The following is a 15,603-nucleotide window of genomic DNA, read 5'->3' as shown; positions in this document are numbered from 1 at the left end:
GCCTCAACTCTGCGCAGCAGCTTTAGGAAGAATATCGTTGGCCACCATTTCGCCAAACGGACTCACGTATCCCGAACTTTTCGGCAGTTCCGGGCGCTCGATATCGAGGTGCGGAAACAGCAGTTCAGCCACCCGGTACGACTCTTCCAGATGCGGGTAGCCGGAAAAAATAAAGGTGTCGATGCCCAGATCGGCGTATTCCTTGACCCGTGCTGCCACTGTCGGGCCGTCACCCACCAGAGCCGTACCCGCACCACCGCGCACCAGACCGACCCCCGCCCACAGGTTGGGGCTGACTTCCAGATTGTCGCGGCTGCCGCCGTGCAGGGCAGCCATGCGCTGCTGGCCGACGGAATCGAAACGCGCCAGTGAAGCCTGGGCCCGGGCAATAGTGTCGTCATCCAGATGAGAAATAAGTTTGTCTGCCGCTTTCCAGGCCTCGTCGTTGGTTTCGCGCACGATGACGTGCAGGCGAATGCCGAAACGTACGGTACGTCCGTGTTTGGCAGCCTTGGCCCGTACCTGGGCAATTTTTTCGGCGACCGCAGCCGGTGGCTCGCCCCAGGTCAGAACCATTTCAACCTGCTCTGCGGCCAGATCCTGCGCAGCTTCCGAAGAGCCGCCGAAGTACAGCGGCGGACGCGGTTGCTGGATCGGCGGGTACAGCAACTTGGCGCCTTTGACCGTGATGTGCTGACCGTCGTAGTCCACGGTTTCGCCTTCAAGCACGCGGCGCCAGATGCGGGTGAACTCTACCGAGGCCTGATAGCGCTCTTCGTGGCTCAGAAACAGGCCGTCACCGGCCAGTTCTTCCGGGTCACCGCCAGTCACCAGATTGAACAGCGCGCGTCCGCCGGACAGTCGGTCCAGGGTCGCGGCCTGACGGGCTGCCACGGTCGGCGAGACGATACCCGGACGCAGCGCCACCAGAAATTTCAGGCGCTGAGTGACAGGGATCAATGCTGCCGCCACCAGCCACGAGTCTTCGCACGAGCGGCCGGTAGGGATCAGAACTCCGCCAAAACCCAGGCGGTCTGCCGCTTGTGCCACTTGTTGCAGGTAACCGTAATCAACGGCACGGGCGCCTTCGGAGGTGCCAAGGTAATGGCCGTCACCGTGGGTAGGCAGGAACCAGAAAATATTGAGGCTCATGGAGTTGTCTCCTGAATGGGTACGGCAAGCGTTAGTTGGCTTTGGCCACAGCGGCCGGTGGTGTCCAGATCACATCTTTCACAACCAGCGGCTTGGGAATCAGCTTGAGCTGGTAAAAACTGTCAGCGATTTTTTGCTGGGCGTTGACCACTTCAGGGGTCAAGAACTGCGCGCCGTAGCCCTGGCGCTTGACCGCCGTGCGGGTGATATCAAGCGCCAGGCCCAGGAGCGGCGCCACTTGCTGCGTGACTTCTTCCGGGTTGGCTTTGGCCCACTCACCGACATTGCGCACTTCTTCGATCAGGGTCTCGATGACCTTGGGATGCTGTTCGGCGTAAGGCTTGGTCGCCAGGTAGAACTGATGATTGTCGGCAAGCGCGCTGGCATCACGCAGGGTGCGTGCCTGCAGCTGTTGTTCGGCAGCGGCCTGGTACGGGTCCCAGATGACCCAGGCATCGACACTGCCCCGCTCAAACGCAGCACGGGCATCGGCGGGCGGCAGGAATATGGTCTGGATATCGCTGTACTTCAGGCCGGCGTCTTCCAGGGCACGCACCAACAGGTAGTGAACGTTGGAGCCTTTGTTGAGCACGACCTTTTTGCCTTTGAGGTCTTTGACCGATTTGATCGGCGAATCCTTGGGCACCAGAATCGCTTCGCTGGTCGGAGCGGGCGGCTCGTAGGCGACATACAGCAGATCGGCACCGGCGGCCTGGGCGAACACCGGCGGGGTTTCACCCGTCACGCCGAAGTCGATGGAGCCGACGTTCAGGCCTTCAAGCAACTGCGGGCCACCGGGGAATTCAGTCCATTGCACCTCGACACCCTGCTCGGCCAGACGCTTCTCCAGCGTGCCCTTGGCCTTGAGCAGCACCAGGGTGCCGTACTTTTGATAACCGATACGCAGGGCATCGGCCTGAGCGTGTAAAACGACGCCAAAGGACACGGCCGCAGCTAACAGTGCGACCACTCCACGACGCAAAATGACAGGGCGCATGGCGCTCTCCTATTAAGGTTCGAGATTCGGGTTGCACCTGCCGGGCCGTTAGCGGATCGGTAAGGCGGAATTGCTTGAAACTGTGGGCTGTATCTGTGGGAGCTGGCTTGCCGGCGCTGGCATCACTGCATCGCCTCAGGCAATCCGGGGCGCCTCAATCGCTGACAAGCCAGCTCCCACACAGATGCCGTGGCATCGATTGGTTCAGATACTCCAGCGAGCCGTGCGCAGGCGCTCGTTGAGAATGTTCGGGTCCAGCGGTTTCGGACGGCGGGCCAGGGCGCTGTAAAACTGCTCCAGAGCCTCGCTCAAGCGTTGTTCCAGGATCGGCACCAGTTGCGCTTGTGCGCCGCCTTCGCCGTAAGCAATCTGGCTGTCATCGGCAAAAATGCCGTGCAGCATTTCCTGAGCCTTGAGCGCAGAGAGCACCGGCTTGAGGGCGTAGTCCACGGCCAGCATGTGGGCGATGCTGCCACCCGTAGCGATGGGCAATACCACTTTATGGCTCAGGGCGCGCTCAGGCAGCAGATCAAGGATGGTTTTCAGTGCACCGCTGAACGAGGCCTTGTACACCGGCGTCGCAATCACCAGGCCATCGGCATTTTCAATGTGTTGCAACAGATTGATGATTTGCGGACTGTCAAAACGTGCGTGGAGCAAGTCTTCGGCCGCAAAGTCACGTACCTGGTAACTCACGACTTCTACGCCTTGCTGGTTGAGCCAGTGTTTGGCGCGGTCCAGCAGCACCCCGGAGCGGGATCGTTGGCTTGGGCTACCTCCGAGTGTCACGACCAGCATCGGGCATTTCCTTGAGTGAATGTGTGCAATTCGCTGTCAGCGTTTTCGCTTGAGTGAGAAGACCTTAACAGGTGATTTATATATCTATAAATCATATTTATTCATTTGTTTATTCCTTAAATGAATATGAGATTTGACGATTCAAAGCGCAAAAAAAAGGGCCGTCGAAACGGCCCCAAACCCTGTTGCACTTGAAGATGGAAACTCTGCAGGAGCGAGCCGTGCAGATCAAAAAGATCGCGAGCAAGCTGGCTTCTACAGGAGAGGATTATTTGTTTGGCTGTGGCGTGAGGCGCAGGTAGGGCTTCACGGCGCGGTAGCCCTTGGGGAAGCGCTTCTTGATTTCGTCTTCATCCTTTAGCGACGGCACGATCACCACTTCGTCGCCGTCCTGCCAGTTGGCCGGGGTGGCAACTTTGAAGTTGTCGGTCAGTTGCAACGAATCGATCACGCGCAAAATTTCATTGAAATTGCGTCCGGTGCTGGCCGGATAGGTGATGGTCAGGCGAATCTTTTTGTTCGGATCAATCACGAACAGCGAGCGCACCGTCAGGGTATCGCTGGCATTGGGGTGAATCAGATCGTAGAGATCGGACACTTTGCGATCTGCATCGGCCAGGATCGGAAAGTTGACCTGGGTGTTCTGGGTTTGGTTGATGTCTTCGATCCAGCGGTGATGCGAGTCCACCGGGTCGACGGACAGCGCGATGGCTTTGACCCCGCGTTTGGCAAATTCGTCCTTGAGCTTGGCGGTGAAGCCCAGCTCGGTGGTGCAGACCGGGGTGAAGTCCGCCGGGTGTGAAAACAGCACGCCCCAGTTATCGCCCAGCCATTCATGAAAACGAATCTTGCCGGCGCTGGAATCCTGTTCGAAATCGGGGGCGATGTCGCCGAGTCTGAGGCTCATGGTGCAGCTCCTTTTTATAGGGAATGGCAGGGCGTGATGGACTTACTCTGCCTGCACCATGAACTAATTAAAAAGAATAAATATCGATTTGGTTAGAGCATAAAGGAATATTAAAAACTGTTTCATTGGACGCGGCCAAGGCATGGGGCCACTCTGGATTCAGGTTTAGGCAAGGGGAGCGGCAGGGAGCTGCGACATTCAAATGTGTTGCGAATTGATCGATTCGGTCTTCGGTAAACACCCTGCCCGGCATTGCGCCGGGCAGGATTTTTCTTGCCTGTTACTACAACCGGCTTACAGCAACGGAATCGAGTAGCTGACGATCAGACGGTTTTCGTCCTGGTCGCGCTGGTTGGCAATGTCGTTGCGCCACATGGCGTTTTTCCACATGAAGCCGAGGTTTTTCAACGCGCCTTCCTGTACCACGTAGGCCACAGTGATATCGCGTTCCCACTCGGAAGCGCCATTGCTGGTCTGCTTGTTGCCGCTGTAGGTGTCGATGTTGTCGCCACGCAGGTAAACCGCGCCCGCCGTCAGGCCGGGAACGCCAAGCTTGGCGAAGTCATACGAGTAGCGAGCCTGCCAGGTACGTTCGCCAGCACGGGCGAACTTCTGGATTTGCATGTCGGTAGTCAGGTAAGCCGACGAACCGTCGCCCTGGTTCAGCCAAGGGAAGTCACTGCTGCCGTTGCTGACCTGGTAACCGCCACCGAAGGTGTGACCTTCAACGGTGTACAGGAACAGACCGCTGTACAGGTTGTTATCAACCTTGCCTTTGCCGTTGCCCGTCGAGCTATGGGCGTAGTCACCGGAGGTGTAATACAGCGGATCATGGCCGTTTTTACCGTCATCGGAGCTGTTGAAGTAGCGCAAGTCAGTTTTCAACACGCCCGGACCGATGGACCAGTTGTGGGTCAGACCCAGGAAGTGTTGCTTGTAGAAATCTTCCAGATTGCCGTAGTAGTACTGCAGCAACAGGTCTTTGTTGACCTTGTAGTCGGCACCGCCGTAATAGAACTTGTTAACAAATTTGCCGGTGTCGTAGTTGGAGCCACCGTTGGCGCCAGCAATCGACAGGCCTTCGTTGTTGGTGGAGTTACGACCCTTGGCGTGTTCGATCTGGCCGCCGGTGAAGGTCAGGTCCTTGAACTCGCTGGAGGTGATCTGGCCACCCTGGAAGGTTTGCGGCAGCAGGCGACCGTCGTTGGTCACGATGACCGGCAGTTTTGGCTGCAAGGTACCGATGCGCAATTCAGTCTGGGAAATCTTGGCTTTAGCCGTCAGGCCCAGGCTGGAGAAATCGTCCACAGCGTGGTCGCCGTCGCTTGGGAATACCGAGCCACCGGCGTTCAGGCCAGTCGGGTTACCGTGCTTGGCAGTGCTGGAGTCCAGCTTGACGCCCAGCAGGCCAATTGCATCCACACCAAAACCAACTGTGCCCTGGGTGAAACCCGAGGTGTAGTCCAGCTGGAAGCCTTGGCCCCATTCAGCGGTGTAGTTGGAGTTCTTCGGCGCACCCGAATCACGGTTATCGTTGTTGATATAGAAGTTACGCAGTTTCAGCGTGGCCTTGCTGTCTTCAATAAAACCGGCAGCGCTTGCCTGTTGCGCCAACAAACCTACGGCCACAGCGATGGCCAAGGTGGACTTGTTCATGGTGTTGCTCCTATGCGTTTCTAATTTTTGTAGTTCTTTAACCCAAGATCTGACGTCTCGGTGCTACAGATGCGCGATTAGCGCCGGACAATGACTGACAAGTCAATCGTAACCAATCATGTCTACGACCTTTGTCTAGTCGTCTGCCATTTATGCGCAGGATAATGGCTACTCCATAAAACTAAAAAGAATTGTTTAGAATTTTTTCAGATCGAATGGATATATGTCTAAATATTACCCGCGCAAAATCGGAGGAATCCTATCGGCCTTTTGTCTAATTCCTAAACAAAAATTTATGAATTTTTTAATAACATTTAGCGCTTAACTCCTACCCGATCAGTTGCCAGGCGAAACACCGGAGCAGATAAAGCTCGCGCGCGTTTGTGCATGTTGCGGAACAACATAAGCTAATGCTTAAAAGTTATTTATTTACGCATTCTTAGATCATTTAACCTCGCGCTCTGCCGATATCCGGCCACCTGCCGAGGAGCTACTTGATGAAACTGCACTCTCCATTACGCCTTTTGGCAGCTTTGTCCCTGGCGGGTGCCAGCTTCTTTGCCCAGGCCGCAGCCAACGACGTGACCGTGGCCTACCAAACCACCGTAGACCCGGCGAAAGTCGCCCAGGCCGACGGTGCTTACGAGAAAGCTACCGGTGCCAAAATCAACTGGCGCAAATTCGATAACGGCTCCGACATCATTGCCGCCATTGCCTCGGGCGATGTGCAGATCGGCTACCTGGGTTCAAGCCCGCTGACCGCAGCCATCACCCGCAAGGTGCCGGTGGAAACCTTTTTGATCGCAACCCAGATCGGCGGCGCCGAAGCCCTGGTGGCCCGTGACGGTTCCGGGATCAATGGCCCGCAGGACCTGATCGGCAAGAAAATCGCCGTGCCCTTTGTCTCTACCGGCCACTACAGCCTGCTGGCAGCGCTAAAGCACTGGAATATTGATCCTTCGAAAGTACAGATTCTGAACCTGGCGCCGCCGGCCATTGTGGCGGCCTGGAAGCGTGGCGATATCGATGCCACCTATGTGTGGGACCCGGCATTGGGCGCAGCCAAGGAAAACGGCAAGGTGCTGATCACCTCTGGCGAGCTGGCCAAATTCGGCGCACCGACCTTTGACGCCTGGATCGTGCGCAAGGACTTCGCCGCCAAGCACCCGGAAATCGTTAAAGCGTTCGCCAAAGTCACCCTGGATGCTTACGCCGACTATCACAAGGACCCAAAAGCCTGGCTGGCCAATCAAAGCAACGTCGACAAGGTGGTGAAGCTCTCGGGCGCCAAAGCGGCTGATATTGCGCTACTGCTGCAAGGCAACGTCTACCCGCTGGCCGCCGATCAGGTGGTTCTGCTGGGCGCACCTACCACCAAAGCGCTGACCGACACCGCGACCTTCCTCAAAGAGCAAGGCAAGGTCGACGCGGTTCTGTCGGACTACGCGCCGTCGGTTAACGCCAGTTTCATTACTCAATAATTTTCGCCCGCTGAGGAGTCGACCGTCATGGCCTTGTTATCACTGGAGCGTATCAGCGCACAGTACCCGGGCGCAGCTGAGCCGGTGCTGTCGGATATTTCCGTCAGCCTCGGCCCTCAGCAACTGCTGGTCGCCCTTGGCCCGTCGGGCAGCGGCAAAACCTCCTTGCTGAATCTGATCGCCGGTTTTGTTGAACCCAGCGGCGGACGCATCACCCTCGACGGGGCTCAGGTCAAAGGGCCGAGCGCCGAACGCGGAGTGGTGTTTCAGGACGATGTACTGCTGCCCTGGCAGGACGTGCTGGCCAATGTGGCCTTCGGCCTAGAACTGGCAGGAGTCCCCCGCAACAAGCGTGAAAGCCGCGCCCGTGAAATGCTGGCGCTGGTGGATTTGTCGGGCTTTGAACAGCGCCGCGTCTGGGAGCTTTCGGGCGGCCAGAAACAACGTGTCGGCCTGGCTCGGGCCCTGGCGGCCGACCCGCGCGTGTTGCTGATGGACGAACCTTTCGGCGCACTGGACGCCTTCACCCGCGAACAGATGCAAGAGTTGCTGCTGCAAGTGTGCAAGCGCACGGACAAACCCGTATTTCTGATTACCCACGACATTGAAGAAGCGGTTTTTCTGGCTACCGACCTGATTTTGCTCGCGCCCAATCCGGGCCGCATTGTTGAGCGGCTGAGCCTGGACTTCGGTCAGCGTTACAACGCCGGCGAATCGGCCCGTTCGATCAAATCCGATCCGCGCTTTATCGAAACCCGTGAACACGTGCTGGAACGTGTGTTTTCCCAACGCGGTGCCGCCCGGCACCAGGAGCACGCATGAGCAGTTATGAAGCCGTCGCCGAAGCTGCAGTTGCAGCGCCCCACGCACCGCGCCCGGTAAAACGCAGCCTGAGTACGCGCTGGATCAGCGTCCTGACCATCCTCACGCTGCTTGCCGTCTGGTGGGCCGTGACTGCCGCCGGACTCATCGAGCCGCTGTTTTTGCCGCCACCTTCGGCCGTGCTGGAGAAAGGCTGGTTGCTGGCGACCACAGGTTATATGGACTCCACCTTGTGGCAGCACCTGGGCGCCAGTCTGACCCGTATCGGCCTGGGCCTGGGCTTTGCGATTCTGACCGCGGTGCCGGTGGGCATCGCTATCGGCCACAACCGCATCGCGCGGGGGATTTTCGACCCGCTGATCGAGTTCTATCGGCCGATTCCGCCGCTGGCCTATTTGCCGCTGATTGTGATCTGGTGCGGGATTGGCGAACTGTCGAAAGTACTGCTGATTTATCTGGCGATCTTTGCCCCGATTGCAATTGCCACTGCCACCGGCGTGCGTACCGTCGACCCGGCCAAAGTCCGCGCCGCCCAGTCGCTGGGTGCCACTCGCTGGCAGTTGATTCGCCATGTGATTTTGCCCAGCGCCCTGCCGGACATTCTGACCGGTGTGCGTATCGGGCTGGGCGTGGGCTGGTCGACCCTGGTGGCAGCCGAGTTGATCGCCGCCACCAGCGGCCTGGGTTTTATGGTGCAGTCCGCTGCGCAATTCCTGGTCACCGACGTGGTGGTCCTGGGGATTCTGGTGATTGCCATCATCGCCTTTGCCATGGAAATGGGCCTGCGCGCCCTGCAACGCAAGCTGGTGCCGTGGCACGGCCAGGCTCACTAGATACTTCGAATTGCACTCGACGCTGATCAATCGGCGCGCTGATAAAGAGATAGACCATGAGCCTGACCATTACCCCGATTAGCTCTGCCCTTGGCGCCCAGATTGACGGCGTCGATCTGACCCGGCCTCTGAGCCCGCTGCAGCGCGATGCCATCGAGCAGGCGCTGCTCGAATATCAGGTGATTTTCTTTAAACAACAGTCGATCACCCCGCAACAGCAAGCACGCTTTGCGGCCAATTTTGGCGATCTGCATATTCATCCGATTTATCCCAACGTACCGGAACAACCTGAAGTGCTGGTGCTGGACACGGCCGTTACCGATGTCCGTGACAACGCGGTGTGGCACACCGACGTGACCTTCTTGCCGACCCCGGCGCTGGGCGCGGTGCTGAGTGCCAAGCAGTTGCCGGCTTTTGGCGGGGATACCTTGTGGGCCAGCGGGATTGCAGCGTTCGAGGGTCTGTCCAGGCCACTGCAAGTGCTGCTGGATGGTTTGACCGCTACCCACGACTTCACCAAGTCGTTCCCGCTGGAGCGTTTTGGTTCGACACCCGAAGATTTGCAGCGCTGGGAACAGACCCGCAAAAACAACCCGCCGCTGTCGCACCCGGTGATCCGCACGCACCCGGTCAGCGGGCGCAAATCGTTGTTCGTCAACGAAGGCTTCACCACCAGAATCAATGAACTTTCAGAGGCTGAAAGCGAAGCGATCCTCAAGTTGCTGTTCGCCCACAGCACCCGCCCGGAGTACACCATCCGCTGGCGCTGGCAGGAGAACGACGTAGCGTTCTGGGACAATCGCGTGACCCAGCATTACGCCGTGGATGATTACCGCCCGAATCGCCGCGTGATGCACCGCGCAACTATCCTCGGTGATGCGCCCTTCTGACCTGCAGAGGCAAGCTTGTTGCAGGAGCGAGCCTGTTGTAGGAGCGAGCTTGCCTCGCGAGCTTTTAACGCTGAATCCCGGGTCGTGAAAAGCTCGCGAGGCAAGCTCGCTCCTACAGGGGTAAGGCCGGGCTTGGGCGTTTGGGCAGGTACGGCGGCAGGTACAACCCCAGATAGGCATCGACCACCCGCGCGCCTTCCTCGGCCATGCGCGGGGTGATGCTGCCGTTTATCTGGATGGAGCGCGCATACACGCGGTCACCCAACTCCATGGCCAGGGCAAAAACGTCCACCTCTTGCGGCAGTACCGGAAGCTCGAAGTGGCGCATAAACAACCCGTGCATCAACTGGCCCAGTTCAAGGTCGTGCTGACTGTCGGCCCGGGTCACTTCGGTAAGCCCGTGCTGGGCCAGAATCAGCTGCCGGGCGGCCGCATCCTGGTGGTAAATGGTCAGCATGCGTTGCTCGATAATCCGCGAAAGATCACGCCAGCCATTGAGTTCGTCATGGGCAACCGGTTGTTTCAGGCAGGCGCGGAACGCGCCGTGGACATCACTCGTCAGGGCCTGGAGCAACGCCGGCACACTGGGGAAAAAGTGATAGACCGATGACGGCGCAATTGCCGCACGCTGCGCCACACTGTAAATCGACAGGCTGGACACCCCCTCGGCGGCGAGCAATGTGCGGGCGGCGTCGAGTATCGAATCAATTCGGACCTGACTGCGGGCGCGGGGCTTGCGAGGTGTAGCGCGGGGCGAGGCGGGGCGCGTCATGGGTGTCTCCTGCGGGGCAGCAGGCATTGTACGAGCCGGACTGGATGTTCGCCACAGACCTTCGCCTGGATCGCCGGTGCTGGTGCGCACATAAAAAAACGCCACCGGCTATTGGCCGATGGCGTTTTCAGGACTGCAACCGCTTACACGGTATGCAAGTACCAGTTGTACTCGAGGTCGGAGATGGAATGTTCAAACTCTTCCAGTTCGCTCTCTTTACAGGCCACAAAAATATCGATGTATTTAGGGTCGATATATTTGGCCATCACTTCGCTGTCATCCAGCTCGCGCAGGGCATCACGCAAGTTGTTCGGCAGGCTTTGCTCGTTCTGCTCGTAGGAGTTGCCTTCTACCGGTGGTGGTGGCTCGATCTTGTTGGTCAGGCCGTGGTGCACGCCCGCCAGAACCGAGGCCATCAACAGGTACGGGTTGGCATCGGCGCCAGCCACCCGGTGTTCCAGACGCACGGAGTCAGAAGAACCGGTCGGTACCCGCAGGGCCACCGTACGGTTGTCCAGGCCCCAGCACGGCGAGTTCGGCACGTAGAACTGTGCGCCGAAACGACGGTAGGAGTTGACGTTAGGGCAAAGGAACGCCATCTGCGCCGGTAGGGTCTCGAGCACACCGCCGATCGCGTGACGCAATGCGGCGTTCTGCTCGGGATCCTCGCTGGCAAAAATATTTTTGCCCTCTTTGTCCAGAATCGAAATATGTACGTGCAACCCGTTACCCGCCTGGCCCGGATAAGGCTTGGCCATGAACGTGGTGTCCATCTCATGGTCGTAGGCGATGTTTTTGATCAGACGTTTTAGCAGTACTGCGTAGTCGCAGGCCTTGATCGGGTCGGCAACGTGGTGCAGGTTCACTTCGAACTGCGCCGGGGCACTTTCTTTAACGATGGCGTCAGCCGGGATGCCTTGCTCTTTGGCACCTTCCAGAATGTCCTGGAGGCAGTCGACGTATTCGTCGAGATCGTCGATCAGGTAAACCTGGGTCGAATGCGGACGCTTGCCGGAGATCGGCGAGCGCGGCGGTTGTGGACGCCCGTTAACGTTCTCCTGGTCAATCAGGTAGAACTCGAGCTCGAAAGCGGCGCAGATGGTGAGACCCATGTCGTCAAATTTCGTAACAACTTGACGCAATACTTCGCGAGGGTCGGCGAAGAACGGCTCACCTTCGAGTTCGTGCATGGTCATCAGCAGTTGCGCAGTGGGGCGCTTTTGCCATGGTTCATTGCACAGGGTGTCAGGAATTGGATAACAGATTCTGTCTGCGTCACCGATATCCAGACCCAGACCGGTGCTTTCCACCGTTGAGCCATTGATATCCAGCGCAAACAGAGAGGCTGGCAGGTTGATGCCTTTCTCGTAAACCTTGTGGAGACTGGTGCGTTCAATGCGCTTACCGCGCACCACACCATTCATATCCGCAATTAGAAGGTCAACGTACAGAACCTCAGGATGTTCCTTAAGGAACGCGTTCGCTTCGTTAAGCTGAACGGCACGCGGGGGTACCGACATGATGCAACACCTTTGTTGTTAAAAATATCAATCATTGAGCGCTACGGGATTCAGTCAACCCGAACGGCATACCGAAGTCAAGCAGCCTATTTTTTGCCCTGAAAAAGGGCTTAAAGGCCATTTTTGACGCTTTTCAGGGCGTCTTTGCCCTTTTAAAAACCTTGCCGCCCGCAGGCTTGAGCGGGGCGTATTGTATTTTTTACGGGGGTGTTGTGTAAAAAAATGAACAAGGCTAAGCTCGATTCAAACCCATAACAGCAATAATACCGGGGTGTTACATGTCACGCCTGCCGTTAATCGGCGTCACCGCCTGCACCAAGCAGATCGGTTTGCATCCTTATCACATCACTGGCGATAAGTACGTGCGAGCAATCGCGGTGGCCGCCAAAGGCTTGCCTCTGATCCTTCCGTCCTTGGCGGAACTGATTGATCCGACCAATATTCTGGACAGTCTGGACGGACTGCTGTTTACCGGGTCACCGTCCAATATCGAACCTCATTTATATCACGGCCCCACCAGCGCGCCTGACACGCTGCATGATCCTGACCGTGATCGCACCACCCTCCCCCTGATCCGTGCCGCTCTCGCCACAGGTGTTCCTGTGCCGGGGGTCTGTGGCGGGTTTCAGGAATTGAATGTAGCCCCGGGTGGCTCACTTCACCAGAAATTGCACGAAGTCGACGGCTTCATCGGGCATCGAGAAGACCCCAGCGCACCGAGTCACGCCATGCAACATTCAACCGGGCGGCGTACTGGCAGGCCTGGCTCCGGACGGCCTGGTGGAGGCGGTTTCGATCGAAGGCGGCAAGGCTTTTGCTTTAGCCGTGCAATGGCACCCCGAATGGCAGGTAAGCTCTAACCCGATTTATCTCGCGATGCCTGCAGAAGGCGCGCCACTCAACACGACGCGGATGCGTCAGTAAACGCCTGACTTATCCAAGTCAGGACACTCAGCCCAGAGGCATTTATGAGTAACAACCTCGACCAGCTCACCGATTGGTTGAAAGACCACAAGATCACAGAAGTCGAATGCATGATCGCCGACCTTACCGGGATTACACGCGGGAAGATTTCGCCGACCAACAAGTTCATTGCCGAAAAAGGCATGCGCCTGCCCGAGAGCGTTTTGCTGCAAACCGTAACGGGCGACTATGTCGAAGACGACATCTACTATGAGCTGCTGGACCCTGCCGATATCGACATGATCTGCCGGCCGGATCAGAACGCTGTCTTTATGGTGCCCTGGGCGATCGAGCCTACGGCCCAGGTGATTCACGACACCTACGACAAACAAGGCAACCCGATTGAGCTGTCGCCGCGCAACGTGCTGAAAAAGGTCCTCAAACTCTATGCCGACCACGGCTGGCAGCCGATCGTGGCGCCAGAAATGGAGTTTTACCTGACCAAGCGCAGCGACGACCCGGACTACCCGTTGCAGCCGCCGATCGGGCGTTCAGGACGCCCGGAAACCGGGCGTCAGTCGTTCTCCATTGAAGCGGCCAACGAATTCGATCCCCTGTTCGAAGATGTATACGACTGGTGCGAGCTGCAAGAACTGGATCTGGACACCCTGATCCACGAAGACGGCACCGCGCAGATGGAAATCAATTTCCGTCACGGCGACGCACTGTCGCTGGCCGACCAGATTCTGGTGTTCAAACGCACCATGCGCGAAGCCGCGCTCAAGCACGACGTAGCCGCTACCTTCATGGCCAAACCCATGACCGGCGAACCGGGCAGCGCCATGCACTTGCACCAGAGCATCATCGACATCGAAACCGGCAAAAACATCTTCTCCAATGAAGATGGAACCATGAGCCAGCTGTTCCTGAATCACATCGGCGGCTTGCAGAAGTTCATTCCCGAACTGCTGCCACTGTTTGCACCGAACGTGAACTCCTTCCGCCGCTTCCTGCCTGATACCTCGGCGCCGGTAAACGTGGAATGGGGCGAAGAGAACCGCACCGTAGGTCTGCGCGTACCGGATGCCGGCCCGCAAAACCGCCGGGTCGAGAACCGCCTGCCGGGGGCCGACGCCAACCCGTACCTGGCCATTGCTGCCAGCTTGCTGTGCGGCTACATCGGTATGGTGGAAGGGATCAATCCGAGCGCGCCAGTGGTGGGCCGCGGTTATGAGCGCCGCAACCTGCGCCTGCCGCTGACCCTGGAAGAAGCCCTGGCACGCATGGAAAGCAGCAAGACTGTAGAGAAATACCTGGGCACCAAATTCATTGCGGGTTACATCGCAGTCAAACGTGCCGAGCATGAAAACTTCAAGCGTGTCATCAGTTCGTGGGAGCGGGAATTCCTGCTGTTCGCCGTCTGATCCACCCCGTCTGTCACCAGAGTGCTGCGCCAGGAAGGCGCGGCACCTAACGGAATAAAGGAGAGTGCTTTATGACTAACAAGAACCCGCAAACCCTCCACTGGCAACAACTGAGCAACGACCATCACCTGGCGCCGTTCAGTGATTTCAAGCAATTGAAAGAAGTCGGTCCACGCATTGTCACCCACGCCAAGGGCGTGTACCTGTGGGACAGCGAAGGGCACAAAATTCTCGACGGCATGGCCGGCCTGTGGTGTGTTGCCATTGGCTACGGACGTGACGAACTGGCCGATGCGGCCAGTAAGCAAATGCGCGAGCTGCCGTACTACAACCTGTTTTTCATGACCGCTCACCCGCCAGTACTCGAGTTGTCCAAGGTCATCGCCCAGATTGCCCCTGAAGGCATGAACCACGTGTTCTTCACCGGTTCCGGCTCTGAAGGCAACGACACCATGCTGCGCATGGTTCGCCACTACTGGGCGATCAAGGGCCAGCCCGAGAAGAAGGTCATCATCAGCCGCAAGAACGGCTACCACGGCTCAACCGTGGCCGGCGCCAGCCTGGGCGGCATGACCTACATGCATGAACAGGGCGACTTGCCGATCCCGGGCATCACGCACATCGCGCAACCGTACTGGTTCGCGGAAGGCGGCGACATGTCCCCGGAAGAGTTCGGTATCTGGGCTGCCAACCAGCTGGAAGAAAAGATCCTCGAAATTGGCGTCGACAAGGTCGGGGCCTTTATTGCCGAGCCGATTCAGGGCGCAGGCGGCGTGATCATTCCGCCAGACACCTACTGGCCGCGCATCAAGGAAATCCTGGCCAAGTACGACATCCTGTTCGTGGCTGACGAAGTCATTTGCGGCTTTGGTCGCACCGGTGAGTGGTTCGGTAGCGATTTCTACGACCTCAAACCCGACATGATGACCATCGCCAAGGGCCTGACCTCGGGTTACATCCCCATGGGTGGCCTGATTGTGCGTGACGAAGTGGTCGCCGTGCTTAACGAAGGTGGCGATTTCAACCACGGTTTCACCTACTCCGGTCACCCGGTAGCCGCCGCAGTTGCGCTGGAAAACATCCGCATCCTGCGCGAAGAAAAAATTATCGAGAAGGTTCACGCCGAAACGGCACCGTATTTGCAAAAGCGTCTGCGTGAACTGAACGATCACCCGTTGGTGGGCGAAGTGCGCGGTGTGGGTCTGCTGGGAGCCATTGAACTGGTTCAGGACAAAGCCACCCGCAAACGTTATGAAGGCCGTGGCGCTGGCATGATTTGCCGGCAGTTCTGCTTTGAGAACGGGCTGATCATGCGCGCCGTGGGCGACACCATGATCATCTCGCCGCCGCTGGTGATCAGCAAAGACGAGATCGACGAGCTGGTAACCAAGGCCCGTAAGTGCCTGGATCTGACTCTGGAAGTACTGCAAGGTTGACCGCCAGGCTCC

Annotated in this window: 13 protein-coding genes and 1 pseudogene; 7 read left to right on the top strand and 7 right to left on the bottom strand. The window is 58.0% G+C overall.

The annotated features are described in order from the left end of the window. Nucleotides 1–3: 3 nt before the first annotated feature. The 5 genes from ssuD to B195_RS01075 form a co-directional block, all read right to left on the bottom strand. Nucleotides 4–1,152: an FMNH2-dependent alkanesulfonate monooxygenase gene (gene ssuD / locus B195_RS01095; protein WP_003444587.1), complete on the bottom strand. Its 1,149-nt coding sequence runs from the start codon at nucleotides 1,150–1,152 to the stop codon at nucleotides 4–6. A gap of 31 nt (nucleotides 1,153–1,183) precedes the next feature. Next, the gene (locus B195_RS01090; protein WP_003444589.1) at nucleotides 1,184–2,149 is read right to left on the bottom strand and encodes a sulfonate ABC transporter substrate-binding protein; all 966 of its coding nucleotides are present in this window, start codon (nucleotides 2,147–2,149) and stop codon (nucleotides 1,184–1,186) included. Nucleotides 2,150–2,353: 204 nt separating this feature from the next. Continuing rightward, nucleotides 2,354–2,947 (bottom strand): NADPH-dependent FMN reductase, encoded by a 594-nt coding sequence (gene ssuE / locus B195_RS01085; protein WP_003444592.1) that lies wholly within the window; start codon nucleotides 2,945–2,947, stop codon nucleotides 2,354–2,356. A 268-nt stretch (nucleotides 2,948–3,215) separates the two neighbouring features. Further along, a complete protein-coding gene (locus tag B195_RS01080) occupies nucleotides 3,216–3,854 on the bottom strand; it encodes a peroxiredoxin (RefSeq protein WP_003444594.1) in 639 nt (212 codons plus the stop codon). A gap of 294 nt (nucleotides 3,855–4,148) precedes the next feature. After that, the gene (locus B195_RS01075; RefSeq protein ID WP_003444596.1) at nucleotides 4,149–5,510 is read right to left on the bottom strand and encodes an OprD family porin; all 1,362 of its coding nucleotides are present in this window, start codon (nucleotides 5,508–5,510) and stop codon (nucleotides 4,149–4,151) included. Nucleotides 5,511–6,007: 497 nt separating this feature from the next. On the opposite strand from B195_RS01075, the gene tauA reads away from it, so the two are divergent. The 4 genes from tauA to tauD are packed head-to-tail and all read left to right on the top strand — an operon-like array spanning nucleotide 6,008 to nucleotide 9,536. Continuing rightward, a complete protein-coding gene (tauA, locus tag B195_RS01070; protein ID WP_003444597.1) occupies nucleotides 6,008–6,991 on the top strand; it encodes a taurine ABC transporter substrate-binding protein in 984 nt (327 codons plus the stop codon). Between the two features lie 27 nt (nucleotides 6,992–7,018). Then, on the top strand, nucleotides 7,019–7,813 hold the full coding sequence (gene tauB, locus B195_RS01065) for a taurine ABC transporter ATP-binding subunit (protein WP_003444599.1): 795 nt from the start codon (nucleotides 7,019–7,021) through the stop codon (nucleotides 7,811–7,813). Next, on the top strand, nucleotides 7,810–8,646 hold the full coding sequence (gene tauC, locus B195_RS01060) for a taurine ABC transporter permease TauC (RefSeq protein ID WP_003444601.1): 837 nt from the start codon (nucleotides 7,810–7,812) through the stop codon (nucleotides 8,644–8,646). Before tauB ends, tauC begins: the two co-directional genes overlap by 4 nt. Before the next feature lie 56 nt (nucleotides 8,647–8,702). After that, nucleotides 8,703–9,536, top strand: a complete 834-nt coding sequence (tauD, locus tag B195_RS01055) for a taurine dioxygenase (protein WP_003444603.1) — start codon at nucleotides 8,703–8,705, stop codon at nucleotides 9,534–9,536. Nucleotides 9,537–9,648: 112 nt separating this feature from the next. Here tauD and B195_RS01050 read toward each other — a convergent pair whose 3' ends face one another. Together B195_RS01050 and B195_RS01045 are read right to left on the bottom strand one after the other, a co-directional pair. Beyond that, complete coding sequence (locus B195_RS01050) at nucleotides 9,649–10,308, bottom strand: TetR/AcrR family transcriptional regulator (protein ID WP_003444604.1); 660 nt, start codon at nucleotides 10,306–10,308, stop codon at nucleotides 9,649–9,651. A 143-nt stretch (nucleotides 10,309–10,451) separates the two neighbouring features. Next, the gene (locus B195_RS01045) at nucleotides 10,452–11,828 is read right to left on the bottom strand and encodes a glutamine synthetase family protein (RefSeq protein ID WP_003444606.1); all 1,377 of its coding nucleotides are present in this window, start codon (nucleotides 11,826–11,828) and stop codon (nucleotides 10,452–10,454) included. Between the two features lie 278 nt (nucleotides 11,829–12,106). Here B195_RS01045 and B195_RS01040 point away from each other — a divergent pair. The 3 genes and pseudogenes from B195_RS01040 to B195_RS01030 all read left to right on the top strand — a co-directional run bounded on the left by B195_RS01040 (nucleotide 12,107) and on the right by B195_RS01030 (nucleotide 15,591). Continuing rightward, a pseudogene (locus tag B195_RS01040) lies at nucleotides 12,107–12,760 on the top strand (gamma-glutamyl-gamma-aminobutyrate hydrolase family protein). 36 nt (nucleotides 12,761–12,796) lie between these two features. Next, nucleotides 12,797–14,155, top strand: coding sequence for a glutamine synthetase family protein (locus tag B195_RS01035; protein ID WP_003444610.1), 1,359 nt, complete (start codon nucleotides 12,797–12,799; stop codon nucleotides 14,153–14,155). A gap of 71 nt (nucleotides 14,156–14,226) precedes the next feature. Beyond that, nucleotides 14,227–15,591: an aspartate aminotransferase family protein gene (locus B195_RS01030; RefSeq protein WP_003444612.1), complete on the top strand. Its 1,365-nt coding sequence runs from the start codon at nucleotides 14,227–14,229 to the stop codon at nucleotides 15,589–15,591. The last annotated feature ends 12 nt before the right edge of the window (nucleotides 15,592–15,603 follow it).

The sequence above is a fragment of the Pseudomonas sp. Lz4W genome, from assembly GCF_000346225.2.
In the GTDB taxonomy this organism is placed as follows: Bacteria; Pseudomonadota; Gammaproteobacteria; order Pseudomonadales; family Pseudomonadaceae; genus Aquipseudomonas; species Aquipseudomonas paraversuta.
Note: the sequence above shows the minus strand (reverse complement) of the source record. Positions and strands in the feature narration are given on the sequence as shown.

Bases quoted from the DNA above. Each gene is read 5' to 3' on its own strand.
- ssuD (WP_003444587.1), bottom strand. From the start codon at position 1,152: ATGAGCCTCAATATTTTCTGGTTCCTGCCTACCCACGGTGACGGCCAT.
- B195_RS01090 (WP_003444589.1), bottom strand. From the start codon at position 2,149: ATGCGCCCTGTCATTTTGCGTCGTGGAGTGGTCGCACTGTTAGCTGCG.
- ssuE (WP_003444592.1), bottom strand. From the start codon at position 2,947: ATGCTGGTCGTGACACTCGGAGGTAGCCCAAGCCAACGATCCCGCTCC.
- B195_RS01080 (WP_003444594.1), bottom strand. From the start codon at position 3,854: ATGAGCCTCAGACTCGGCGACATCGCCCCCGATTTCGAACAGGATTCC.
- B195_RS01075 (WP_003444596.1), bottom strand. From the start codon at position 5,510: ATGAACAAGTCCACCTTGGCCATCGCTGTGGCCGTAGGTTTGTTGGCG.
- tauA (WP_003444597.1), top strand. From the start codon at position 6,008: ATGAAACTGCACTCTCCATTACGCCTTTTGGCAGCTTTGTCCCTGGCG.
- tauB (WP_003444599.1), top strand. From the start codon at position 7,019: ATGGCCTTGTTATCACTGGAGCGTATCAGCGCACAGTACCCGGGCGCA.
- tauC (WP_003444601.1), top strand. From the start codon at position 7,810: ATGAGCAGTTATGAAGCCGTCGCCGAAGCTGCAGTTGCAGCGCCCCAC.
- tauD (WP_003444603.1), top strand. From the start codon at position 8,703: ATGAGCCTGACCATTACCCCGATTAGCTCTGCCCTTGGCGCCCAGATT.
- B195_RS01050 (WP_003444604.1), bottom strand. From the start codon at position 10,308: ATGACGCGCCCCGCCTCGCCCCGCGCTACACCTCGCAAGCCCCGCGCC.
- B195_RS01045 (WP_003444606.1), bottom strand. From the start codon at position 11,828: ATGTCGGTACCCCCGCGTGCCGTTCAGCTTAACGAAGCGAACGCGTTC.
- B195_RS01035 (WP_003444610.1), top strand. From the start codon at position 12,797: ATGAGTAACAACCTCGACCAGCTCACCGATTGGTTGAAAGACCACAAG.
- B195_RS01030 (WP_003444612.1), top strand. From the start codon at position 14,227: ATGACTAACAAGAACCCGCAAACCCTCCACTGGCAACAACTGAGCAAC.